The 22,914-nt window shown below is 72.6% G+C and carries 22 protein-coding genes; 13 read left to right on the forward strand and 9 right to left on the reverse strand.

The genetic code is table 11. The features are described from left to right. Nucleotides 1–47: 47 nt before the first annotated feature. The 6 genes from phoU to E1293_RS12525 all read left to right on the forward strand — a co-directional run bounded on the left by phoU (nucleotide 48) and on the right by E1293_RS12525 (nucleotide 5,871). Complete coding sequence (gene phoU, locus E1293_RS12500) at nucleotides 48–710, forward strand: phosphate signaling complex protein PhoU (RefSeq protein ID WP_132197170.1); 663 nt, start codon at nucleotides 48–50, stop codon at nucleotides 708–710. A gap of 70 nt (nucleotides 711–780) precedes the next feature. Beyond that, nucleotides 781–2,871, forward strand: a complete 2,091-nt coding sequence (locus E1293_RS12505) for an outer membrane protein assembly factor BamB family protein (protein WP_132197172.1) — start codon at nucleotides 781–783, stop codon at nucleotides 2,869–2,871. After that, nucleotides 2,858–4,201 (forward strand): serine/threonine-protein kinase, encoded by a 1,344-nt coding sequence (locus tag E1293_RS12510; protein WP_207938812.1) that lies wholly within the window; start codon nucleotides 2,858–2,860, stop codon nucleotides 4,199–4,201. The genes E1293_RS12505 and E1293_RS12510 overlap by 14 nt, the downstream gene beginning before the upstream one ends. Beyond that, nucleotides 4,201–4,974 (forward strand): hypothetical protein, encoded by a 774-nt coding sequence (locus tag E1293_RS12515; RefSeq protein ID WP_132197176.1) that lies wholly within the window; start codon nucleotides 4,201–4,203, stop codon nucleotides 4,972–4,974. The genes E1293_RS12510 and E1293_RS12515 overlap by 1 nt, the downstream gene beginning before the upstream one ends. 68 nt (nucleotides 4,975–5,042) lie before the next feature. Beyond that, nucleotides 5,043–5,504: a hypothetical protein gene (locus E1293_RS12520; protein ID WP_132197178.1), complete on the forward strand. Its 462-nt coding sequence runs from the start codon at nucleotides 5,043–5,045 to the stop codon at nucleotides 5,502–5,504. Nucleotides 5,505–5,514: 10 nt separating this feature from the next. Then, a complete protein-coding gene (locus E1293_RS12525) occupies nucleotides 5,515–5,871 on the forward strand; it encodes a hypothetical protein (RefSeq protein WP_132197180.1) in 357 nt (118 codons plus the stop codon). Here the strand turns inward: E1293_RS12525 and E1293_RS12530 are convergent. Next, nucleotides 5,868–7,361, reverse strand: coding sequence for an MFS transporter (locus E1293_RS12530; RefSeq protein ID WP_132197182.1), 1,494 nt, complete (start codon nucleotides 7,359–7,361; stop codon nucleotides 5,868–5,870). The two genes, E1293_RS12525 and E1293_RS12530, sit on opposite strands and share 4 nt — an antisense overlap. Nucleotides 7,362–7,539: 178 nt before the next feature. Further along, on the reverse strand, nucleotides 7,540–8,250 hold the full coding sequence (locus tag E1293_RS12535; protein WP_165978182.1) for a TetR family transcriptional regulator: 711 nt from the start codon (nucleotides 8,248–8,250) through the stop codon (nucleotides 7,540–7,542). 99 nt (nucleotides 8,251–8,349) lie between these two features. Between E1293_RS12535 and E1293_RS12540 the strand changes: the two genes are divergently transcribed. Genes E1293_RS12540 through E1293_RS12550 form a run of 3 tightly spaced genes read left to right on the forward strand, consistent with a single transcriptional unit; the run spans nucleotide 8,350 to nucleotide 12,929 of the window. Beyond that, complete coding sequence (locus E1293_RS12540; protein ID WP_132197186.1) at nucleotides 8,350–9,654, forward strand: MBL fold metallo-hydrolase; 1,305 nt, start codon at nucleotides 8,350–8,352, stop codon at nucleotides 9,652–9,654. Beyond that, on the forward strand, nucleotides 9,651–11,804 hold the full coding sequence (locus E1293_RS12545; RefSeq protein ID WP_165978183.1) for an arylsulfatase: 2,154 nt from the start codon (nucleotides 9,651–9,653) through the stop codon (nucleotides 11,802–11,804). The genes E1293_RS12540 and E1293_RS12545 overlap by 4 nt, the downstream gene beginning before the upstream one ends. A gap of 45 nt (nucleotides 11,805–11,849) precedes the next feature. Beyond that, entirely contained in the window at nucleotides 11,850–12,929 is a 1,080-nt protein-coding gene (locus E1293_RS12550; protein WP_243716185.1) for a WD40/YVTN/BNR-like repeat-containing protein, read from the forward strand. A 23-nt stretch (nucleotides 12,930–12,952) separates the two neighbouring features. On the opposite strand, the gene E1293_RS12555 is transcribed toward E1293_RS12550, so the two are convergent. Both E1293_RS12555 and E1293_RS12560 read right to left on the reverse strand, forming a co-directional pair. After that, on the reverse strand, nucleotides 12,953–13,291 hold the full coding sequence (locus tag E1293_RS12555; RefSeq protein ID WP_132197190.1) for a hypothetical protein: 339 nt from the start codon (nucleotides 13,289–13,291) through the stop codon (nucleotides 12,953–12,955). 101 nt (nucleotides 13,292–13,392) lie between these two features. Next, nucleotides 13,393–13,806 carry a MarR family winged helix-turn-helix transcriptional regulator gene (locus E1293_RS12560; protein WP_132197192.1) on the reverse strand — a complete coding sequence of 138 codons (414 nt, stop codon included), beginning with the start codon at nucleotides 13,804–13,806 and terminating at the stop codon, nucleotides 13,393–13,395. 81 nt (nucleotides 13,807–13,887) lie between these two features. Between E1293_RS12560 and E1293_RS12565 the strand changes: the two genes are divergently transcribed. Beyond that, a complete protein-coding gene (locus E1293_RS12565) occupies nucleotides 13,888–15,042 on the forward strand; it encodes an MFS transporter (protein WP_243716186.1) in 1,155 nt (384 codons plus the stop codon). A 10-nt stretch (nucleotides 15,043–15,052) separates the two neighbouring features. After that, nucleotides 15,053–15,790 (forward strand): SDR family NAD(P)-dependent oxidoreductase, encoded by a 738-nt coding sequence (locus E1293_RS12570; protein WP_132197196.1) that lies wholly within the window; start codon nucleotides 15,053–15,055, stop codon nucleotides 15,788–15,790. A gap of 14 nt (nucleotides 15,791–15,804) precedes the next feature. Here the strand turns inward: E1293_RS12570 and E1293_RS12575 are convergent, their stop codons facing one another. Beyond that, nucleotides 15,805–16,488, reverse strand: a complete 684-nt coding sequence (locus E1293_RS12575; protein ID WP_132197198.1) for a TioE family transcriptional regulator — start codon at nucleotides 16,486–16,488, stop codon at nucleotides 15,805–15,807. Between the two features lie 90 nt (nucleotides 16,489–16,578). Between E1293_RS12575 and E1293_RS12580 the strand changes: the two genes are divergently transcribed. After that, the gene (locus E1293_RS12580) at nucleotides 16,579–17,754 is read left to right on the forward strand and encodes an erythromycin esterase family protein (protein WP_132197200.1); all 1,176 of its coding nucleotides are present in this window, start codon (nucleotides 16,579–16,581) and stop codon (nucleotides 17,752–17,754) included. Between the two features lie 19 nt (nucleotides 17,755–17,773). Here the strand turns inward: E1293_RS12580 and E1293_RS12585 are convergent, their stop codons facing one another. The 4 genes from E1293_RS12585 to E1293_RS12600 are packed head-to-tail and all read right to left on the reverse strand — an operon-like array spanning nucleotide 17,774 to nucleotide 21,348. Then, the gene (locus E1293_RS12585) at nucleotides 17,774–18,544 is read right to left on the reverse strand and encodes an SDR family NAD(P)-dependent oxidoreductase (protein WP_132197202.1); all 771 of its coding nucleotides are present in this window, start codon (nucleotides 18,542–18,544) and stop codon (nucleotides 17,774–17,776) included. Nucleotides 18,545–18,577: 33 nt separating this feature from the next. After that, nucleotides 18,578–19,513 (reverse strand): 3,5-dioxohexanoate:acetyl-CoA acetone transferase, encoded by a 936-nt coding sequence (gene kce, locus E1293_RS12590; RefSeq protein WP_243716187.1) that lies wholly within the window; start codon nucleotides 19,511–19,513, stop codon nucleotides 18,578–18,580. Beyond that, nucleotides 19,510–20,439, reverse strand: a complete 930-nt coding sequence (locus E1293_RS12595; protein ID WP_132197204.1) for a cupin domain-containing protein — start codon at nucleotides 20,437–20,439, stop codon at nucleotides 19,510–19,512. Before E1293_RS12595 ends, kce begins: the two co-directional genes overlap by 4 nt. 18 nt (nucleotides 20,440–20,457) lie before the next feature. Further along, entirely contained in the window at nucleotides 20,458–21,348 is an 891-nt protein-coding gene (locus E1293_RS12600) for a DUF6282 family protein (protein ID WP_132197206.1), read from the reverse strand. 260 nt (nucleotides 21,349–21,608) lie between these two features. Here E1293_RS12600 and E1293_RS12605 point away from each other — a divergent pair, with 260 nt between their 5' ends. Next, nucleotides 21,609–22,907, forward strand: coding sequence for an MFS transporter (locus tag E1293_RS12605; RefSeq protein ID WP_207938814.1), 1,299 nt, complete (start codon nucleotides 21,609–21,611; stop codon nucleotides 22,905–22,907). Nucleotides 22,908–22,914: the final 7 nt, after the last annotated feature.

Genomic DNA, 22,914 nt, shown 5'->3' on the forward strand with positions numbered 1-22,914 from the left:
CTCCGCCCCTTCGCTCCGAAGGGCGGCTTCACTCCGAAGGACACCAATTGCGCGACGCCTACCACGAGGAACTCGATTCCCTCACCGACAGCCTGGTGGAGATGACCCGCCTCGTCCGGTCCGCGATGGCCCGTGCGCTGACCGCCCTCCTGGACGCCGACCTGAGGCTGTCGGAGGAGGTCATCAGCGGCGACGAGCACGTCAACAAGATCGACGCGGACATCGAGGCGACGGTGTTCGACCTGATGGCCCGGCAGCAGCCCGTCGCCGGCGACCTGCGCACGCTGATCACCGCGCTGCGGATGAGCGGCGACCTGGAGCGGATGGGCGACCTCGCGGTGCACATCGCCAAGACGGCCCGGCGCCGGCACCCCGAGTCGGCCGTCCCGCCCGAGCTGCAGGCCACCGTCCTGGAGATGGGGCAGATCGCCGAGCGAATGATCGCCAAGACGGGCAGCGTCATCGCGTCCCAGGACGTCGAGATGGGCCTGGAACTGGACGCCGACGACGACCAGATGGACCGCCTGCACCGCCGCCTGTTCGACATCCTGCTGTCCCCCAAGTGGAAGCACGGCGTGGAGCCGGCCGTCGACATCACCCTGGCGGGGCGGTACTTCGAGCGGTTCGCCGACCACGCCGTCCACGTGGCGGAGAACGTCGTGTACCTGGTGACGGGGCAGCGCCCCGAGGAGATCAACGAGGTGTCCTGACCCGGCGCCGCCCGGCGCCGCGGGCCGCTAGCCTGCTGCCACCGAGACGGCGTTCACGGAGGGCACAGCGGTGGACCCGCTTCAGCCGGGCGATCCGGACAGGATCGGCCCGTACCGGGTGGTGGCGCGGCTCGGCGCCGGCGGCATGGGCGCGGTGTACCTCGGCCGGGCCCGCAGCGGACGGGCGGTGGCGGTCAAGGTCGTCCACAGCCGGTTCGCCGGGCAGGCCAAGTACCGCGCCCGGTTCCGCCGCGAGGTGGACGCCGCGCGCCGGGTCGTCGGCGCCTTCACCGCGCCCGTGCTGGACGCGGGCGCGGACGCGCCGACGCCGTGGCTCGCCACCGCCTACCTGCCGGGGCCGTCGCTGCGGGAGGCGGTCGCGGAGTTCGGGCCGCTGCCGCCGGACGCCGTGCGGGCGCTGGCCGGCGGGCTCGCCGAGGCGCTCGCGGCGATCCACCGCGGCGGGCTCGTGCACCGCGATCTGAAACCGGCGAACGTGCTGCTGACCGCGGGCGGCCCCCGGGTGATCGACTTCGGCATCGCGCGGCCGGACGACGCCGATCCCCTCACGCGCGCGGGCCGGCCCATCGGCTCGCCCGGGTTCATGTCCCCCGAGCAGGTGCGGGGGCGGGAGATCGGCCCGGCCTCCGACGTCTTCACCCTGGGCGCGACGCTGGCTTACGCGGCGTCCGGGGTCGAGCCGTTCGGGACCGGCCCCGTGCACACCCGGCATCTGCGGGTGGTGAACGTCCAGGCGGATCTCGCCGCGATCGCCGAACCGTGGCTGCGGGACCTGGTCACGGCGTGCCTGCGGGCCGAGGCGTCCGCGCGCCCGTCGGCCGCCGAGGTGCTGGACGGTCTCGGGGCACCGGACGACCCGCCCCTGCTGGGCGTCGGATGGCTGCCCGCGCCGGTCGCGGCGGAGGTCGAGCGCCGCACGGCCGAGGTCGTCCCGGCGGCGGCGCCGTCGCCTGCGGGGCCGTGGCGTCCGGGACGCCGGACGGCCCTCGCCGGGATCGGCGCGGGCCTGCTGGCCGTCGCGGGGGCGGGCGTGCTCCTGCGCGACGGGACGTCCGGCGGGCCCCTGTCCGGCGGGCCCCTGTCCGGCGGGCCCCTGTCCGGCGGGGACGCGTCCGGGGGCGCCCGGGGGCCCTCGAAGCCGCCGCCCAAAGGCGTCCCGCTGTGGCGACGACCGCTCGGCGACAAGGAGTCGGACTTGGAGACCGCCGGAGGCGTGGTCTTGGTGAGCGCCGAGAAGAGCGTGCAGGCGCTGAGTCCGGACAGCGGCAAGGTCCTGTGGAAACGCGACGCGTCCGCCACCGTCTCCGGCGACGACGTGTACTTGGCGGAGAACAAGGGCAAGAGGCTGCGCGCCGTCCGGGCGTCCACCGGCGGCACGCGGTGGAGCCACGACTTCGCGTTCGGAGAGGGCCCGAGCGACCTGGCTGCGTCCGACCGGGTGGTCTGCTTCGGCATCTCGCCGACCGGCCCGGACCGGCGGTCGGGCATCGGCGCGCTGAACCGCGAAGACGGGCGGCGGCTCTGGACGAGCAGGCTCGGCGACGGCCCCGACGCGCTCGCCGCCCAGGGAGATCTCGTGGTCGCCGCGTCGTCCGAGCGGCTGACCGCCTTGGACGCCGGCACCGGACGGGCCCGGTGGAACCGGCCGATGGACCACGGGGACTACCTGATCATCGGCCGGGACATGGTCTTCGCGTGCGACCGCGTCGGGACGCTGCACGCGCTGCGGGCCGCCGACGGAGGCGTCCTGTGGCGGCGCCGGGACATCGGCGCCTGGTCGGGACGCCTCGGCGACCGCCTCCTGTACGTGGAGGGGGCGGACGCCGAGATCCTCGCCCTGGAGGCGGCCACCGGACGGACGGCCTGGTCGCGCCGCCTCGCGCAGGTGCCGAACGCCCCCCGGAGCCAGGCGACGGCGCTGCGGCTGTCCGGCGGGATCTTGTACGCAGCGTGCACCGACGGCACACTGTACGCGTTGGACGCGGCGGACGGCCGCGTCCGCTGGACGTACGCAGCGGAGGCGATCCGGCTCGGCATCCCCGCGAGCGTCGCCGGACGGGTGTTCGTCGCGACGGCCGGCGGGCATGTCCGGGCGGTCGCCCCGCCCGAGACCGCCGGAGGATCACGTGGAGGCTCTTGAGCCGGGCGACCCGCGCTCGGTCGAGGCGCCGGCGGGCGCCTACCGGCTGCTCGCGCGCCTCGGGTCCGGCGGCATGGGGACCGTCTACCTGGGGCGTTCCGCCGCCGGACGGGTCGTGGCGATCAAGCTCGTGCACCCGGAGTTCGGTGCCGACCCGGGGTTCCGGGAGCGGTTCCGGCGCGAGGCGGAACTGGCGGCGACGGTCGGCGGCGGGTTCACCGCACCCGTCGTCGACGCCGACCCGGACGCCCCGCGCCCCTGGCTGGCGACCGAGTACCTGCCGTCGGTGCCGCTGCGGGACGCGGTCCGGGCCTGGGGCCCGCTGCCGCCGGACGTCGTCCGGTACCTGGCGGCGGGCGTCGCGGAGGCGCTGGCCGATGTCCACGGGGCCGGGATCGTCCACCGGGACCTGACGCCCGCGAACGTCCTGCTGACCGCGGACGGCCCGCGCGTGATCGACTTCGGGATCGCCCGCGCGCTGGACGCCGCCACGATCACGGACTCCGAGACGCCCCTCGGTTCGCCGGGGTTCATGTCGCCCGAGCAGGCCGCCGGCGGCGAGATCGGCCCGGCGAGCGACATCTTCACGCTCGGGGCGACGCTGATGTTCGCGTGCACCGGCAAGGAGCCGTTCGGTGCGGGCCCGTGGCACGAGCAGCTCGTCCGCCTCCGCTCCGAACGGCCGCGGTTCGACCGGGTCCCGGACGAGTCGCTGCGGGCGGTCATCGCCGGCTGCATGGAGCGCGACCCGTCCCACCGCCCGGCCGCCGGGGAGCTGGCCGAGCGGCTCGCGGACCGCCCGCCCGAGGCCGCCTGGCCGTCCCCGGTCGCGGCCGAGATCGACCGGCGGCGGCGCGAGGCCGAGAACCCTCCCGCCCCCGCCGCACGCCGCGACCGGACCCCGGTCGTCGTCATCGCCGCCGTCGCCGCCGCCGTGCTCGTGGTCGCGGGAGTCTCCGCCGCCGTCTGGTACCAGGGCCGCGAACCCCGGGCGGAAGCCGTGGCCGCGCCTACCCCGCGGTCCCCGTCGGCGTCGGCGCCGGCCGCGTCGCCCACGCCGGTCGGTGAGATCAAGTTCTCCCTTTCCGGCGACGGCAAGGTCGAGTCGCTGACGTACACGGTGAACGGGGAGTCCACGAAGGTGGAGGACGTCGACCTGCCGTGGGAGGCCACGGTGCCCATCCCGGCGTCGGTGCCCCGGACCGCGTACGAGCTCGACCTGAAGACCAGCGGCGGCGAGGTCCGCTACAACGTCGACGTGGACGGGCGGCTCCTCACACGCGGGGCCACGTTCGGCGGGGGCACGGGCCACGCGGAGGGCATCTACTGATGGACGGGACGAAGTCCCCGCGCAAGGTCGAGATCCTGCCCGGCGGCGGCAGCCTCGCCCACGGCCTGCCGCCCGCCGCCCCCGGGACCCTGTTCGCCAAGGGGCCGAGCGGCGGGATGCGCGTGGCACCGGACGCCCGGTTCTCCCTCGTCTTCGGACGGGGCGAGCCGGACGTGCACGTCTGCGTGGGGGGCAACGACCCGCACGTCAGCCGCCAGGCCGGATACATCCACCATGACGGCTTGCGCTGGGTGCTGCACAACGTCGGCAGGCTGGCGATCCGGTTCCCCGACCGCCTCGTCCTCGGCGGGCATCATGCCGAGCTTCCCCCGTCCTACACGCCCCTGTTCATCGTCGCCCCGAACCAGGAGCACCTGCTCGAAGTGAGCATCGCCCCCCGGACCCGCTGGGAGGCCGAGAACCAGTACGAGATCGGCACCTCCGACCCCGACGGCTGGCCCCTCACGCCCGTCGAACACCTCGTCCTGGTCTGCCTGAGCCGCCGCTACCTGGCGCAGGAGCCCGACCCGCAACCGCTGACCTGGGTCCAGGCCGCCGACGAACTGGGCCGCCTGCGTCCGGACGAGCGGTGGACCGCCAAACGCGCCGCCCACATCGTCGCCGAGGTGCGCAAGCGCCTCAGCCCGCACGTCCCCGGCCTCCGGGAGAGCGAACTCACGCCGCCGCTGGGCAACATGCTCAACCACAACCTCATCACCGAACTGCTCGTCAGCGCCACGATCGTCCAATCGGACCTGCTGCTCCTGGAGTGAGCCGTTCCGGGACCGGTCCCGGAGCCGTTCGGCCATGCTCCTTCCGACCACGTCGAGAAAGGAAGCCGATGCCGACGGTAACGGGCACACGAGCGGCGCTGGCGGGCGCGGCCATGACCGTCCTGCTCACGAGTTGCGGCTCCACCACACCGGAGCCGGCCGCCGCGTCCCCCAGCGCGAGCACTCCAGTGTCCGCACCGGCGCCCTCCCCTTCGTCCCCGTCCCCGACCGGCTTCCCGAAGGCCGCCGACGGGGACGACCTGGACGCCTGCGGCGACGCCGAGTGCGAGGTCCTCGTCCACGACGGCGACAAGATCAGGCTGGACGACGGGCTGGGCCTGGCGGCGCCGCTCGATGTCACGGTCACGGGCGACTCGGTCACCTTCACGAGCGTGACCGCCGGCGGCATGCGGGCGACGCTCTCGCATCAGACGCCGGATCAGGGCGGGCCGAGCCGGATCAACGACATCTCCCTCGCGGTCATCGCGGTCGAGGACCGCAAAGCGGTCATCACGGTCGAGCATGTCTAGGAGGACGACCATGCCGATCCGAAGTGCGCTGCCCCTCGCCGCGGCCCTCGCGCTGCTCCTCACCGGATGCGGGCAGGAGCCCCTCCCGGAGGCCGCGGACGGGACCGACCTCACCGCCTGCGCCGACGCCGACTGCACCGTCCGCGTCTCCAGCGGGGCCGAGATCCCGCTCGACAAGGAGTTCGGCATGACCCCCGTCCAGGTCGCCATCAGCGAGGACGAGATCACCTTCAAGTCCACGGACGGCGGTGGCGGGTCCTTCTCCGTCGGCGGAGTCGCCAAGGTCAGCAACCGGCTGCAGAACATCTCCATCGAAGCCCTCGGCATCAAGGGAGACGAAGCCGTCGTCACGATCACGCCCTCCTAGGTGGGCAACGGCGAGTCGTCTCGCTTGACGGGGCGGCCTCCGTCTTCGGCCAGGCCGCCTTGGGCGGGACGGTGCCCGTGCCTCATGACGAGGGCCACGACCAGGCCGGCCGCGCCGACGGCGGCCGCGTACAGGTAGCCGCTGGTGAAGGCGCCGGGCTCGTACAGGACGGCGTGGCTGACCGGATCGGTGGCCCGGACGTGGTCCGCCATGACGATGCCGGTGACGGTGCTGCCGATGGACGCGGCGAGCAGCGAGTTCATGGCACCGATCGTGTTCCCCACCCCGCTGTGCGACGACGGCAGCGCGTCCTGGACGAGGTTGGCGTTCGAGGAGTGCAGGAACCCCACCGCCATGCCGGCGATGACGCTCATCATCGCGACCTGCCAGAACACGTGGGGAAGCCGGCCGCCGGCGTACAGGGTCGCGAGGAACAGGCAGGCCGAGCCGAGCAGGACCCGCCGGGGGCCGATCCGCTTGGCCAGGTAGCCGCCGAGCGGCCCCGTGATCATCGCCAGGGCGCCGAGCGGCCACGTCCACGTCGCGTATCCGGTCGCGGACAGGCCGGCGCCGTAGCCGGTCCCGCCCGCGCCCGGCGGCGTCCGCAGCATGGTGGGGACGAGCAGGGCGTGGGCGTTCATCATGTAGGAGACGCATCCGACCGCGAGCAGCGTCGGCCCGAACCGGGCGCCGAACAGGATCCGCGGCTCGATCAGGGGGTGCCGCGCCGTCCGCTGCCGCACGAGGAACCCCGCCAGCAGGAGGGCCCCGGCGAGCAGGAGACCGAGCGCGGCGCCGGACGTCCAGCCGTCCTGCGAGCCTCGCGAGAGCCCGTACAGGAGGGCGGCGGCCGCCGGGCCGAGCAGGACCGAGCCCAGGTAGTCGATCGGCTGGCCCGCCTGCCCGCGGCTCTCCGGGATCAGCAGCGCGTACAGGGGCAGCAGGATCGCGGCGTAGGCGACCATGAACCAGAAGATCCCGCGGAAGCCGAAGGCGTCGATGAGCGCGCCCGCGGCGAACGGGCCCGCGACGGCCGACATGCCGACGCCGGTCACCACCATGCCGAGCGCCACCGGGACGAAGTTCCGGGGCATGATGTCGCGGACCAGGCTGTAGGACAGGCCCACGATGCCGACCATCGAGCCCTGCAGGGCCCGGCCGGTCAGGAGCAGCGCGAACGAGTCGGCCGTGGCGCACAGGACGCCGCCCGCGAGGAACGCGCAACCGAGCAGGAGGATGACGCGCTTCTTGCCCCACCGGTCGGCTGCCCTGCCGACCAGCGGCATGACGGTCGCCCCGGCGAGGGTGAGGATCGAGACGACCCAGGCGGTGTCGGTGGTCCGGTAGTGCGCGGCCATGTCCGGGAGGGCCGGCATGACCATGAGGACCTCGAAGGTCGCGGTCTCGGAGAACAGGATGATGACGGCGAGGGCGAGGAGGAGCCGGTACCTGGGCGCCGCGCCATGGGACGGGGTGAGATCGAGCGCCATGGGATCCTTCGATCGGTTCGGATTCGGCGGCCGTCGGCGATTCAGCGGTCGCTTTGTGAATTGCGAAACTCGACGAGTGATCCGGGTGACGCAAGGACGGTCCCGCTCAGTGGGACAGTTCACGGTGAATTTCAGACCGCACGTAAGAAGCGGGTTTTAGACCGTTAAGAGCTGCTTCTTAACCACCTGAGGACGGTCCGGGCGCCGGGTACGGGGCGGTCAGGAGGGCCACCAGCATCCGGGTCAGGTCGGAGACGACCTGGCGGGACGGGGGCGCCCCGGCGGTGGTCGAGCGCTGCCGCTCGTAGTCGGCGAGGACGCGGAACGTGGTCATCGACGTCCACCGCATCCGCCGCTCGAACTCGGCGTCCGGCAGGTCCGGCAGCAGCCGCTTCAGCTCCCGCCGCAGGTAGCGGAGCCCGGGCGGGTCCGGCGGGTCCGGCGCGCCGGGCGGCCTGGACCGGCCCGGCCGCCAGGGCGCGTCGAGCATCGGGTGGTCCATGGCGTTGGCCAGGAAGCGCAGGTACCAGGTCCGCTCACTGGTCGCGTCGATCGTCTCCACCAGCGGCAGCACGAGCAGGGCGACCAGGTCGGCCGGGCCCGGCCGGCGGTCGGCCGAGCGCAGCGCGGCGACCAGTTCGGCGCGGCGCCCGTCCACCGCCGCCGAGCGGGCGGCGATGATCGCGGCGATCAGGCCGGCCTTGGAGCCGAAGTGGTACTGCGCCGCGGAGTTGTTCCGCTGGCCCGCCTCGATGCCGACGATGCGCAGCGACACCGACTCGATGCCGAGTTCGGCGAACAGCCGCTCGGCGACGTCGATGAGCCTGGCCCTGGTGTCGTGCGCGCCGGGCGCCGTCCCCGTTGCGCCGTCCGCCTTTTCCCCGCTCACGGCGACCACCTTACAAGGACGCCCGGCGCTCTCGCCCTTGACCCGTTAAGCAGGCTGCTTTACCGTCCCCTAAGACACGTGACTTAATCCCGGAGGCCGATGATGCCGGACGCGCCCGCGTTCCCCGACAATCAGCAGAAGACCGCCGAATCGGCGTTCGGTCTGTTCAGCGCGGGACAGGCCCGCCACATCTTCTCCAGGGCGCACGGGTCCGGCCTCGAACCGGTCGTCGCCGAGGCGGCGCCGCGCACCTTCTTCATCCAGCCCGGCATGGTGAACGTCGCGCTCTTCGAGACCGGCGAGGGCCTGCTGCTGGTCGACTGCGGCTGCGCGGGCGACGGCCCGGCGCTGCTCAAGGCCGTCCGCTCGGTCAGCTCGCAGCCGCTGCACACGGTCGTCTACACCCACGGCCACAGCGACCACGCGTTCGGGCTGTGGGCGTTCCTGGAGGCGGGCGAGCGGCCGCGGGTCGTCGCGCACGAGAACGTCCCCGCCCACTTCCGCCGCTACATGAAGACGTCCGGGCTGAACGCCCACATCAACGGGCAGCTGCCCGGCCCGGACGGCAAGGCGTGGGCGGCGGAGGAGTCGGACTTCGTCTGGCCGGACGAGACGTACCGCGACACGCTGACCCTCACCATCGGCGGCGAGCGGTTCGAGCTGTTCCACGGCAAGGGCGAGACGGACGACGCGACGTGGGTCTGGGCGCCCGAACGCGGCGTCATCGCCGCGGGCGACCTGGTGACCGGCTACCTGCCCAACGCGGGCAACCCGAAGAAGGTGCAGCGCTACGCCGAGGAATGGGCCGACGCCGCGGACGCGATGGCCGCGCTGCGTCCCGAGGCGATCATCCCCGGGCACGGCGACCTGGTCCGGGGCGCCGGCGCGATCCAGGACGAGCTGACCGCGCTGGCCCGCTGCCTGCGGCACATCGTCCGGCACGCGCTGGGCGGCCTGAACGCCGGCGTGCCGCCCGAGGAGATCGTCGAGACGCTGCGCGTTCCCGCCGACCTGGCCGGGCATCCCCGGCTCGCGGCGATCTACGACAAGCCGGAGTTCATCTGCCGCAACGTCATCCGGCGGTACGGCGGCTGGTGGAACGGGCATCCCGCGGACCTGCTGCCCGCGCCCAAGGCCGCGCAGGCCGCGGAGATCGCCCGCCTCGCCGGCGGCACGGCCGCCCTGACCGCCCGCGCCCGCGAACTCGCGCACACCGACCCCCGCCTCGCAAGCCACCTGGCCGAATGGGCGTTCCTGGCGGACCGGTCCGATGCCGGCGCGCAGGACTGCTACGCCGAGGTCCTGGAGCGGCGCGCGTCCGCCGAGCCGTCCCTGATGGCGCAGGTCAACTTCCGGGTCGGTCACCGGTGGGTCGCCGAGGCCCGGCAGCGGGCACACCGGTGACGCGGCGTCCCAACGTCGTCGTCGTACTGCTCGACGACGTCGGCTACGGTGCCGCCGCCACGTTCGGCGGCGCGATCGAGACCCCCACGCTGGACGCGATGTGCGGCGAGGGCCTGGCCTACAACCGGTTCCACACGACGGCGATCTGCTCGCCGACCAGGGCGTCCCTGCTGACGGGCCGCGACGCGCACGCGGTCGGCGTCGGGACCGTCCTGAACAGCGCCAACAGTCACCCCGGTTACGAGGGGGTGCTACGCCCCGAGAGCGCCACCATCGCGACGGTCCTGCGGCAGAACGGCTACTCGACCGCGTGCATCGGCAAGTGGCACCTGTCGCCGCCGTGGGAGTCGTCGCAGGCGGGGCCGTTCGACCGGTGGCCCACCGGCCAGGGGTTCGACAAGTTCTACGGGTTCCTCGGCGGCGAGACCCACCAGTACCAGCCGACCCTGTACGAGGGGACGGCCCCGGTCGAACCGTCGTCCGACCCCGGGTACCACCTGACCGAGGACCTCGTGGACCAGTCGATCCGCTGGATCCGGATGCAACGGTCGATGACCCCCGACCGGCCGTTCTTCCTCTACCTGGCGCCAGGCGCCACCCACGCCCCGCTGCACGTCCCGCCCGAGTGGAGCGGCCGCTACCGGGGACGGTTCGCACACGGCTGGGACGCCGAGCGCGACCGGATCCTGGAGCGGCAGATCGAGCGCGGCGTCGTCCCGGACGGCACCCGGATGACCCCGCGCCCCGAGGAGATCCCGGGCTGGGACGACATCACCGACGACGAGCGGGCCGTCGCCGAGCGGTTGATGGAGGTGTACGCCGGGTTCCTGGAGCACACGGACGTCCAGGTCGGGCGGCTCGTCGGGGAACTCAGGCGGAGCGGCGACTTCGACGACACGCTCTTCTTCTACATCGTCGGCGACAACGGCAGCAGCGCCGAAGGCGGCCTGCCCGGCAGCGTCAACTACATGGGGGCACTCCAGGGCATCACCGAGTCCCCGGCCGACACCCTCGCGAAGCTCGACGAGATCGGCACCGCCGACTCCTACCCGCAGTACCCCGCCGGGTGGGCATGGGCGATGACCGCTCCCTACCAGTGGGTCAAGCAGATCGCCTCGCACCTCGGCGGCACCCGCAACCCGATGGCGGTGACGTGGCCGAACGGCATCTCCGGCAGCGGGCTGCGCAGCCAGTTCTCCCACGTCAACGACGTGGCGCCGACGATCCTTGAGGCCGCCGGGCTGGAACCGCCCGGGACGGTGAACGGCGTCCCGCAGGAGCCGATGCACGGGACGAGCCTTTGTTACAGCTTCGACGACCCGGCCGCGCCCGAACGGCACACCACCCAGTACTTCGAGGTCTACGGGCATCGCTCGATCTACCACGAGGGCTGGATGGCGTCCGCGCACCACGGCGGCGTCCCGTGGGGCGTCGCCCTGCCCGGCAAGGGCCGCCCCTTCGAGGACGACGTCTGGGAGCTGTACGACCTGGAGGAGGACTTCAGCCAGGCCGTCGATCTCGCCGCGGCCGAGCCGGAACGCCTCGCCCGCCTCCAGGCGGTCTTCGAGCGGGAGGCGGGCCGGGTCGGCATCCTGCCGCTGCGCGACGCCCGCGTCTCCCGCACCCGGATGCCCAACCTCGCCGCGGGCCGCAAGAGGTTCACCTACCATCCGGGCGCGGTCGGCATCCCGGAGAGCAACGCGCCCCGCATGATCGGCCGGTCCTGGACGCTGGAGGCGACGCTCGACGTCACCGGGCGGCCGCGCGGCGTCATCGCCACGATGGGCGGCCGGGCGGCGGGCTGGTCCCTCTTCGTCGGCGACACGGGCCGTCCCGTGTTCATCTACCGCACGTTCGAGATCGCGGTGGCCGAACTCGTCCCCGACCTCGTCCTGACGGCCGGCCGGCACATCCTGCGGGTCGACTTCACCGCGGACAGCGACGGCCTCGGGCGCGGCGGCACGCTCGTCCTCACCGTGGACGGGACGGAGGCCGCCGGCGACCGGCTCGCGGCGACCCCGCCCGCGGTGTTCTCCATCGACGAGACCTTCGACATCGGCCTCAACACCGGCTCCCCGGTCGGCGACCATCCGCCCGCCTACCCCTTCGAGGGCGGCGAGATCGACCGCGTCGACATCACCCTCGACTGACGATGGGCCTGGACGGCTTGATCATCATTGGCTAGCTTGCGCGTCATGGAACCGATGCGCGCGGTGGTCCGGAAGCTGGCGATGGCCGGGGTGTGCGGGGCGGTGGTCGCGGCGTCGCTCGCGGTGCCGGCGCGGGCCGCGGGCGGGCCGTCGTGGCGGCCGGCCCCGACCGGGTCGGACGCGCGGTTCCGCGGGCTGGCGGCGGTCGGCCACGACGTCGCCTGGCTGGCGGGCAGCGGCGGAACCGTCCTGCGGACGACCGACGGCGGCCGCACCTGGCAGAACGTCGCGCCCGCCGACGGCGCGGGTCTGGAGTTCCGCGACATCGAGGCGTTCGACGCGCGGCGCGCCGTCCTGCTGGCCATCGGCGAGGGCGACGCGTCCCGCGTGTACCGGACGTCCGACGGCGGCCGCTCCTGGACGCTCGGCTTCAAGAACGACGACCCGAAGGCGTTCTACGACTGCGTCACGTTCTTCGACTCCCGGCACGGCCTGGCCATGAGCGACCCGGTGGACGGACGGTTCCGGATCATCTCCACCAGCGACGGGGGCCGGAGCTGGCGCGTGCTGCCGTCGAAGGGAATGCCTCCGGCGCTGGAGGGCGAGGCCGGGTTCGCGGCCAGCGGGCAGTGCCTGGTCAGCCATGGCAAGCGGGACGTGTGGCTCGCCACGGGCGGCGGGTCCCGGTCGCGCGTGTTCCACTCCCGCGATCGCGGCCTCACCTGGACGGTCGCCGACACGCCGCTGCCGAGCGGCCCGGCCTCGGGCGTGTTCGCGGTGGCGTTCCGCGACTCCCGGCACGGCATCGCGGTCGGCGGCGACTACCGGCCCGGGGAGCCGTCCCCGAAGGCCGCGGCGACGACCGGCGACGGCGGCCGGACGTGGCGGGTCGCGTCCCGTCCGCCGGCCGAGTACCGGTCCGGGGTGGCGTGGCCGGCGTATTCGGGTCCGGCCGCGGTGGCCGTGGGCCCGACCGGCAGCGACGGCACCCTGACCGCCGGCCGCACTTGGAAAAGCTTCGACACGGGAAGCTTCGACACGGTCGACTGCGCGTCCGACGGCACCTGCTGGGCCGCCGGCGAGCAGGGCCGAGCAGCCCGCCTGACCTTCTCCCGCGCCGGCTAGCACTCGACGCGGCGGCGGGGCGGTCAGAGCCAGTCGGGGGCCGCGGCGAAGGCGACGGCGTCCGCGAAGACCGGGACGACCAGGGCCATGGCGATCAGCACGCCGCGCGCCGGGAGACGCGACGGGCGCAGGGTGAAGAGGGTGCCGAGCGCCGACACGGCGCTGAACACCGCGATGCCCACGAAGACCTTGGCGAGCGCCGGACTGCCGGAGCAGGAGGCCGTGCCGCAGGAGTCCGGTCCGGCGTCGGTCAGGGCGCCCACGACGAGGTTGAACAGCACCAGGATTCCGGCCAGCAGGAACACCACGGGCACGACGAGCACGGCGCCCAGTGACACCTTGTCGGTCTGCTGCTGATCCATCCCTTGCCTCCTCGACGTCCTGCTTTCCGGGAACAGGATCATCGTCGCGTCGGCGGGGGCGGGCGCGGCAGCGCGCACGTACTCATTCGGGGGCGGTGCGGCTACTCAGACTGCTTGAGGAGGGTCTGGAGGAGGTCGCGCAGGGAGTCCTGCTGGATCGGGGTGAGCGGCGCCAGCGGGGAGTGGGTGCTCAGCCGTTCGACGACGTCCGCGCGGGCGCGCTCGCCCGCCGGCGTGAGGACGATCTGCTTGGCGCGGCGGTCGGTCGGGTGGGGGCGGCGCTCGACGAGGCCCTGCCCTTCGAGCCGGTCGAGGACGAAGGTCGCGTTGGACGCCTCGCAGGCCATCCGGTTGGCCAGCTCGCGCGCCGTGATCGGCTCGGACAGCTCGCGGAGCGCGACGACCTGGGTGGCGGTCATGCCCACGTCGTCGGCGATGTGCCGGACGTGCACGTCGAGCCGCTGCGCGAACTTGTGGATGAGCTTGCACATGTCGCGGTCCATCTGCTCGTCCATGCCCCGAGTGTAGCCCATGTGCTTCGAGTCATGATATTGCTAGTTCGAATAATCCGAGTTCGAAGCAATGGAGTGCCGGACGTGCCGCTACCCCTCCTGTCCCTGCTGCTGGTGGTCTTCAGCCTGACCACCGGCGAGTTCGTGATCGCGGGCATCCTGCCGGACGTGGCCGGCGACCTCGCCGTCTCGGTCCCCGCCGCCGGACGGCTGGTCACCGCCTACGCGCTCGGCATGATCGTCGGCGGCCCGGTCGTCACCGCGCTGACCGCGCGGCTGCCCCGCAAGCCGCTGATCGCCGGGCTCATCACCGTGTCGATCCTGGGCAACCTCGGCTCGGCCGCGGCACCGGACTATCCCGTCCTGCTCGCGGCGCGGTTCGTCGCGGGGCTGGTCGTCGCCACCTTCTTCGCCGTCGCCATCGCCACCGCCGTCTCGATGGCGGAGCCGGGCCGGGAGGCGTCCACGATCGCGAAGGTCGCGCTGGGGCTGAACCTCGGCATCGTCCTCGGGACGCCGATCGGCACCCTCATCGGCCAGGACCTCGGCTGGCGCGCCACCTTCGCGTCCGTCGCGGCGATCACCGCCGTGGCGCTGCCGATGGTGCTGCGTCTCGTCCCGGCCCGGCCCGGCGCGACCGGCTCGGTGCTCGGTGAACTGCGCGTCTTCTCGGGACGGGACGTCCGCCTCGCCATCGTGCTCACCGCCCTGGGCAACGTCGGCGTCGTCACCGTCTTCACCTACATCGCGCCGCTGCTCACCAAGCTCGCGGGCTTCGGCTCGGGCGCCGTCCCGGTGCTGCTGCTCGTGTACGGCGCGGGCGCGGTCATCGGGAACTTCGCCGGCGGACGGCTCTCGGACCGGGCGCTGATGCCGTCCCTGATCTGGCTGCTCACCGCGCTGGCCGCCGCCCTCGCCCTGTTCTGGGCCGTCAGCGACGTCCGGGCGCTCGCCGCCGTGCTGACGTTCGCGCTGGGGCTGCTGGCCTTCGCGATCATCCCGGGCATGCAGGCCCGCGTCCTGACCAGCGCGGGCGCCGCCCCGACCCTCGCCGTCGCCGTCAACGCGTCCGGCTTCCAGGTCGCCGCCGCGGTCGCCGGCTGGCTCGGCGGCGCCCTCATCGCCGGACCGGGCCTGCGCGCCATCTTCCCGGCCGCCGCGCTGCTCACCGTCGCCGGGCTGGCCGTGGCCGTCCACATCCACCGCCACGACACCCGTCCCGCCCCGGCGAAGGTCTGAAGGAGACACGATGAACAGGACTCTGGAAGGCAAGGTCGCGCTGGTGACCGGTGGCTCGCGCGGCATCGGAGCGGCGACCGTCCGGGCACTCGCCGCCGAGGGGGCCGCCGTCGCGATCGGCTACGCCGCGTCCCGCGCCAAGGCCGAGACCCTGGCGGCCGGCCTCGGCCAGGCCGCCGCCTACCGGGCCGATCAGGCTGTTCCGGCGCAGGTCGGCGGCCTGGTGGACACCGTGGTCGCTGATTTCGGACGGCTGGACATCCTCGTCAACAACGCCGCGATGTTCGTCACCGGCAAGGTCGACGACCTCGACGCCGACCGCGCGGCCCTCGACCGGCAGCTCGCCGTCAACGTCGGCGGCGTGATCGCGGGCATCCGCGCCGCCGCCCGCGTCCTCGGCGACGGCGGACGGATCATCACCGTGGGCTCGATGCAGGCGACCCGCGCGGGCTTCCCCGGCGTCGCCGACTACGTGGCGACCAAGGCGGCCGTCGCCGGCTACAGCAAGGCCGCCGCCCGCGACCTGGGGCCGCGCGGCATCACGGTGAACGTCGTCCAGTCCGGCTCGGTGGCGACCGACATGAACCCGCCGGACGGCCCGTCCGCCGACGTCCAGCGCGCCGCGAACGCGCTGGGCCGCTTCGGACGGCCGGACGAGGTCGCGGCGGGCATCGCGTTCCTCGCAAGTCCCGCCGCGTCCTTCGTCACCGGCACCGTCCTGACCGTGGACGGCGGCTACCTCGCCTGAACCGCTGAGGCGGCTCAGGGGTGGCGGACGCAGAGGTAGGCGTCCAGGGCGGCGGCGCCCTTGAGCATGGCGCGGCCCCGGGCGGACAGGCGGTCCTGCCAGTCGCGCAGGGTCGCCTCCAGCGGGCCGATGCCTCCGGCGGAGCGGACCTGGGCGATCAGCGGGGCGATCTGCTCCAGCAGGTAGCCGCCCCGCCTGAGCTGGTGCGCCAGCCGGACGTCCCGTACGTCGGCCGCGCCGTAGACCCGGTAGCCCGTCTGCGGGTCGCGATGCGGTCGGACGAGGCCGGCGTTCTCCCATTTGCGCAAGGTCGCGGGGCGGATGCCGAGCCTCCTGGCCAGGGGGCCGATGAACGTGTCGCCGCGCTCCTGCGGCACCGGCGCCAGATCGCGAAGCGCGGCCTCGACGGCCTGGAGGGTGCGGCGGTCGTCGAGGAGCTGGCCGTGGCTCTCGTCGATGAGCCGCAGCGCGTCCTCGGTGGCGCCCCGGTCGACCGCCTGCATGATCGCCGTGGCCGCCTGGTGCCCGTGCCCGGCCACGAGGGCGAGGAAGGCGCGCAGGGCTTCCGCGTGGAGCGGCGTGTAGGTGCGGTACCCGTGGACGGTGCGTTCGGCCGCGGGCAGGATGCCGGCGTCCTCGTAGTTCCTGACCGCTTGGGTGGACAGACCGTGCTCGCGCGCCAGGTCCACCGGCCTCATAGATGCACCACTGATTGAAGGCCCATCACCGTTTCCCCCGCATTTCCACGGCAAAGTTTACACCGAGTGTTCAACGATACCGTCGAAGGCATGGACATCAAGGGCACGGCCCGGCCATGCGATGGCGCGGGCATCTCGGCGTTCCTGCACTCCCTCCCCGTCAGCCCCCTGGTGCTCGGCCTGGGTGAGGCCAGGCACTTCGTCGAAGAGCTGGGCGAACTGCGCAACGACATCTTCCGGCACCTGGTCGAGCACGAGGGCTACCGGTCGTTCGCCATCGAGAGCGACTGCCTCAAAGCCCTCCTGGTGGACGAGCACATCGCGACGGGCGCGGGCACGCTCGACGACGTCATGGAGCACGGCTTCAGCCACGGCTTCGGCGCCGTCCCGGCCAACCGCGACCTCGTCCGCTGGATGCGCGCGTACAACGAGGAGCATGACGACAAGGTCCGCTTCTTCGGGGTCGACGGCCCGCTGGAGTACTGGGCGGAGAGCCCGCGCCAAGCACTCACCGGCCTCTACGACCTCCTCGGCGGCCCGCTCCTCCAAGCCGTGGTGGCCGGGGAGACCCTCGACGCGCTGCTGGGCCCGGACGCCCGGTGGTCGAACGAGGCCACGGCCATGGATCCGTCCCAGTCGATCGGGCAATCCGCCGACGCACGGCGGCTGCGGCTGATCGCCGACGACCTGGTGGCGCTGTTCGACACGCAGGCGCCGCAGCTGAGCGCGGAAGCCCGCGATCGGGCGGCGCTGTACGGACGCACCGCCGTCGGCCTGCTCCGCTACCACTATTGGCTGGCCGACACGTCCCCGGCACGGTGGACCCGCCTGTCGGCCCTGCGGGACGCGATGATGGCCGCCAACCTGCGCGCCATCGCCGAGCACGGCCCGGCCCTGGTCTTCGCCTCCAACCTCCACCTGCAGCGCAACAAGACCTACATGTCGTTCGGCGACCACCAACTGGAATGGTGGAGCGCAGGAGCGATCGCCGCAACGCACCTGGGCGACCGCTACACCTACCTGGCCTCAGCTCTAGGCACGGCCGGCGACGACGACCCGCCCCCGGACACCATCGAGGGCGTCCTCTCCACGCTCCCGTGGGACCACTCGATCATCGACGCCCGCCGCCTGGCCGAGACCGTCCCGGAGCCCGCCCCGCGCACGTCCCACGACTTCGCCTACTTCCCTCTGGACCCGCCCCACCTGGACACGATCGACGGCATCGTCTTCCTGAAACGGGCCGTCAGGATGAAGAAGCTGGGCTGAACGGGCGCGGGACCTACGCTCAGGCGAGGAACCCTCCGTCGACCGGCAGCACGACCCCGCTGAGGTGGCTCGCCCGGTCGCTCAGCAGGAACGCCGTGGTGGCTCCGACCTCCGTTCCCGTCCCCGCCTTGCGCAACGGGGTGGCGGCTATCCGTGCCTCCACCCCGCCGGGAATCGCCTGCCGCAGATGGTCGAGCATCGCGCTCTCGGTCGGGCCGGGGGCCAGCACGTTCACCCGGATGCCGAGCGGCCCGAAGTCGTGGGCCGCGGTGCGGGTCAGGCCGATGACCGCGTGCTTGGTGGCCTGGTAGGCGCCCGACCCGGAGCTGCCGCGCAGGCCGCCGATGCTGCTCATGTTGACGATCGAGCCGGAGCCCTGCTCCGCCATGACACGCACCTCTTCGCGGATGCACAGCCACGTGCCCTTCACGTTCACGGCCATGATCCGGTCGAAGTCCTCTTCCGTGACCGCGTCGAGGCGCCCGCTCCCGGGCATCGCGGCGTTGTTGAACGCCCCGTCGAGCCGGCCGAACCGGGCGACGGTGGCGTCGACGAAGGCGGCGACGTCCGCCGCGAGCGAGACGTCGCCGGTCGTGTACGCGACCTCGTGTCCCGCCGAGGTGAGCTCCTCGGTGAGCTCGGCGAGCGGCGCCTTGCTGCGTGCGACGAGCATGACGGCGGCGCCGTCCGCGGCGAGGACGCGCGCGGTGGCGGCCCCGATCCCCGTACTCGCCCCGACGACGAGGACGGCCTTGCCGGCGAGCGGCGGTTGGATCTTCGCTGATGGCATGGGTCGGAGTGCCCTTTCCTGGTCTCGTTCCACTTAGGTGGCTCTACCGTCGTCGATGCCTCGGAGCGCGAGCATCTCGCGGGCATCGGCGGGCGTGGCGATCTGTCCGCCCTGGTCCTCGATGACGGCCCGGATCTTCCTGACCTGCTGGGCGTTGCTCTCCGCGAGGCGTCCCCGGCCTATCCACAGGCTGTCTTCGAGGCCCACCCGTACGTGGCCGCCGAGCCGTGCGCTGTGGGCCGCGAACTCCATCTGGTCGCGGCCGGCGGCGAACGCGGAGAAGGAGTAGTCGTCGCCGAAGAGCCGGTCGGCGATCCGCACCATGTGATCGAGGTTGTCGTGATCGGCGCCGATGCCGCCGAGGATGCCGAAGACGCCCTGGATCAGCAGCGGCGGCCTGGCCAGGCCCTTGTCGAGGAAGTACGCGAGCGAGTACAGGTGCCCGATGTCGTAGCACTCGTACTCGAACCGGGTGCCGGCCTCGCCCAGCGTCCGCAGGGTGTGCTCGATCGTCTCGAAGGTGTTGATGAACGGATGGGAGTAGGTATTGAGCACGTAGGGCTTCTCCCAGTCGTGCTTCCACTCGGTCACCTTGTCGGCGATCCCCGCGAACACGAAGTTCATCGAGCCCATGTTCAGCGACGCCAGCTCGGGCCGGAACCGCACGGCGGCGGCCAGCCGCTGCTCCATCGTCATCGCCGTCGAGCCGCCGGTGGTGATGTTGAGGACGGCGTCGCTGTGCGCGGTGATGCCCCCGATGATCCGCTCGAAGACCTCGACCTCGAACGTGGGGCGCCCGTCCGGGTGCCGGGCGTGCAGGTGCACGATGGCCGATCCGGCCTCGATCGCCCCGAGCGCGGCCTCGGCCACCTGCCCGGCCGACAGCGGGAGGTGGGGGCTCTGGGACGGCACGTTGACCGAGCCCGTCACCGCGGTGGTGATGATGACCTTCTCGGCGGCCCGCATCATCGGCGTGCGTCGCGTCCCGGCCGCGGCATCGGGTAGTCGCCGGCGTTGAGCACCCAGCCGGGTTTCGCGGAGAAGTCGGCGCGCGGCGGGCTGAAGATGTCGATCAGCTGGTTCCCGCCGGGATCGGCGGCCGCGGAGGTGTGCACGGCGGGCGGCGGGATGATCGCGACGGACGGGCTGCCGAGCCGGACGTGCTCGTCCTCGCGCCACCCGGTGCTGTCGGGCAGCCACGGGGTGCGGATGTGGTGGACGTACTCGCCCCGCACCGCGAGGGAGAGCTGCTCGAAGTCGTCGTGCGTGTGCGGGGAGAGCTTGCGGGGGTCGCGCGGGCTCCCGGCCTCGGGCAGGAAGTTGACCATGAACGAGCGGGTGCGGAAGATGCGGCCGAACCGGGCCGGGTCGTCCGGCACGCCGGCCAGCGGGTAGAACCGCACCGCCGGCCCGCCGGGAGGTTCGGGCCAGCGGCGCAGCAGCGTGACGCGCGGGTGGTCCCGCGCGTAGGCGTCGGCGTTGGCGGCCCGGTCCCGCCAGGCGGGCTCGGCGGCCTCGACCAGCCGGACGAGCGGGCCGTCGCCGTCCACGCCGATCCGCGAGGTGCCGGGCGGGACCACGACGAGCCCGGGCTCGCCGATCCGGGTGGCGCCGTGCTCGGTGATCACCGAGATGGCGGGCGAGTCCGCGGTGACCAGGACGGCCAGTTCGCCGTCGAGCGTCCCGTTGTCCAGGTCGTCGCCCGCACGCGCGCTGGTGTGCACGAGCACGACGTTCTGACCGCGGACGATCGCGGTGCGCCCGGCCGGCGTCGCGGCGTCCGGCGGCGCGAGGCGGTGGAAGTCGAAGTACTGCGGTGCCGCGATCGCGGCGCCGTCGTCCGGTCGCGGTGCCGCCGTCCCGAGCGCGGAGCGGGGGTCGTCCTTCTCGTACACGGTGTGGAGTCCTTTCCGTCAGGCGTCGAGGGCGAGCAGATGGGCCGGGTTGTCGCAGACCATGCGGCGCAGGTCCTTCGCCGGCAGTCCGAGGTCGAGCAGCGCACCGGCTACCCGCAGCCACGCGTCCACCGGTTTCGGATTGGCCGCCTGCCCGAAGTCCGAGGCCAGCACCGTATGCTCGGGGCCGAGCGTGTCGATCCAGGTCAGCAGTTGTTTCGGGTCCCAGCCCATGTTCCCCTCGGGGTCGTACATGCCGATCTCGTGCTCGACGAAAGCGCCGAGCCCGACGAGTTCGCGGCACAGGCCGGGGTCGGCGCCGATCACGAAGTCGGGGTGGCTGACGACCATCCGGGTCATGCCGCGGTCCCGCGCTGCCTCGAACAGCGTGCGGATGGAGGCGGGGTGCATGTGACCGCCGTTGACGACGGCCTCCCGCTCCTTGATCTCGTCCAGGATCTCGATCACCTGGGGCTTCAGCGCGCCGCTCTCGTCGACGATGTCGATGCGGTCCAGGGTCAGCGGCACGGTGGTGGTCGGGAACGCCCCGTCCTCGGGGTGGCACTCGATGTGCCGGCCCGAGGAGATGGTCGGAAACCAGACGACCTTGCCGCCCATGCGCAGGCACATCCGCACGGCGTGCACGTTGAGCCCGCCGACGGTGCTGTTCAGCGCGATGCCCCCGTAGACGGAGGCGGCGACCCCGGCCAGGCGCCCCTTCATGGCGAGGACGTCCATCTGGGTGTTGTGGTGGTGGGACTTCGCGACCATGGCGCGCATGCCGATCCGGGCGCCGTCCCGCGCGGCCTCGACGTGGTCGAAGCGGCGGGGGAACGGGCTGGGACCGGAGTGGACGTGCATGTCGACCAGTCCGTCCAGGACGGAGGCGATGGCGGGACGCTGACTCATCTGGCCACCTTCGTTCGCATGTTGAAGTTGCTGTTCAATATATGAAAGCAAACTTCCTGTTTCAAGCCCTTGTGTTGTTCAGATCACATGTTTACGGTGCTATATGTTCACTTGGTGAACTCACGGTTCAGAGTTTGACGCAGTCATGAACCGCGGACGGCCGGCAGCCCACATCGGAGGACGCGATGTCCACACCGTCCCACGCAGGAGCGCCGCACACGGCGGCATCGGACGGCGCCCAACCGGCGCACGGTCCGGACATGGTCAAGGTGCGCGCCGCCGTGCGCGGCGGGGCGCTCGCCTACTTCGTCGACCAGTTCGACATCTACCTGCCGATCGTGGTGCTGGCACCCGCGACGATCTACTTCCAGTCGGCGTCCCTGAGCGCGAGCACGACGGCCATGCTGTCGTCGCTGGTGTTCGCCTCGACGCTCGTCGGCCGCCCGCTCGGCGCGCTGGTCTTCGGGCACTTCGCCGACACGGTCGGCCGCAAGCGCACGACGCTGGTCGCCGTCGGCGGCTTCGGCGTCACCACCGCGGTGATCGCCTGCCTGCCGGGTCACGAGACGATCGGGGCGTGGTCGATCGGCCTGCTGATCGCGCTCCGGTTCGTCGACGGCATCTTCCTCGGCGGCGAGTACACCACCGCGGTACCGCTGGCGATGGAGTGGAGCCCGCGGCACAAGCGCGGGCTCTACGCCTCGCTCATCACCTCGACCTCCCCCTGGGCGTACGCCGTGATCGCCGCGATCACGCTGCTGATGCTGCAACTGCTGCCGTCCGCCGGACTGCACAGCGACTACGTGCAGTGGGGCTGGCGGGTGCCGTTCGTGATCGGCGCGCTGCTGGCGGCCGTGCTGTTCCTCTACTACCTCAAGCAGGTGCACGAGCCGCCCAAGGAGCGCAGTGGTGAGCGCCACAAGCTGCCGTTCGTACGGCTGGTGGTGCGGTACCCGAAGGCGCTGGCGCAGGTGTTCGTGCTGATGACCGGCACGTGGCTGGCGACCAACATGGAGGCCGCGGTGACCCCCGCGCAGCTCAAGGACCACCTCCTGCTGTCGAGCAAGGAGGTCACGGTGACGATGCTCGTGATCAACGCGTCGGCCGCGCTGGCCTACCCGTTCCTCGGCGTGCTGTCCCAGCGCATCGGGCGGCGGCGGTTCTACATCGGCTACGGCCTGTCGGTCCTGGTGGTCGGCGCCGGCTCCTACTCCCTGCTGATGGCCTCGGGCGGTGGATTCGGCGCGGCGCTGGGCTGGGGCGTCCTGATCGGCGTCTTCACCGTCGGCACGTTCGGCCCGATCGCCGCGTACCTGACCGAGCGGTTCCCGGCGAACATCCGGTCCACCGGGTACGGCGTCGGCTACAGTCTCGCGCTCATCGCACCCGCGTTCTACCAGTTCTACCTGCGGCAGTTCGACGGCGTCATGCCCGCGCACCTCGCCCCGGCCGTCCTGATCGTGCTCGCCGGCGCGCTGATCAGCCTCGGCGGCTTCCTCGGACCGGAGACCAAGGACGTCGACATGGCCGACGACAGCACGATCCCGGCCCTGTCCTGACCCGCGG

Source organism: Actinomadura darangshiensis (assembly GCF_004349235.1).
Lineage (GTDB): Bacteria > Actinomycetota > Actinomycetes > Streptosporangiales > Streptosporangiaceae > Spirillospora > Spirillospora darangshiensis.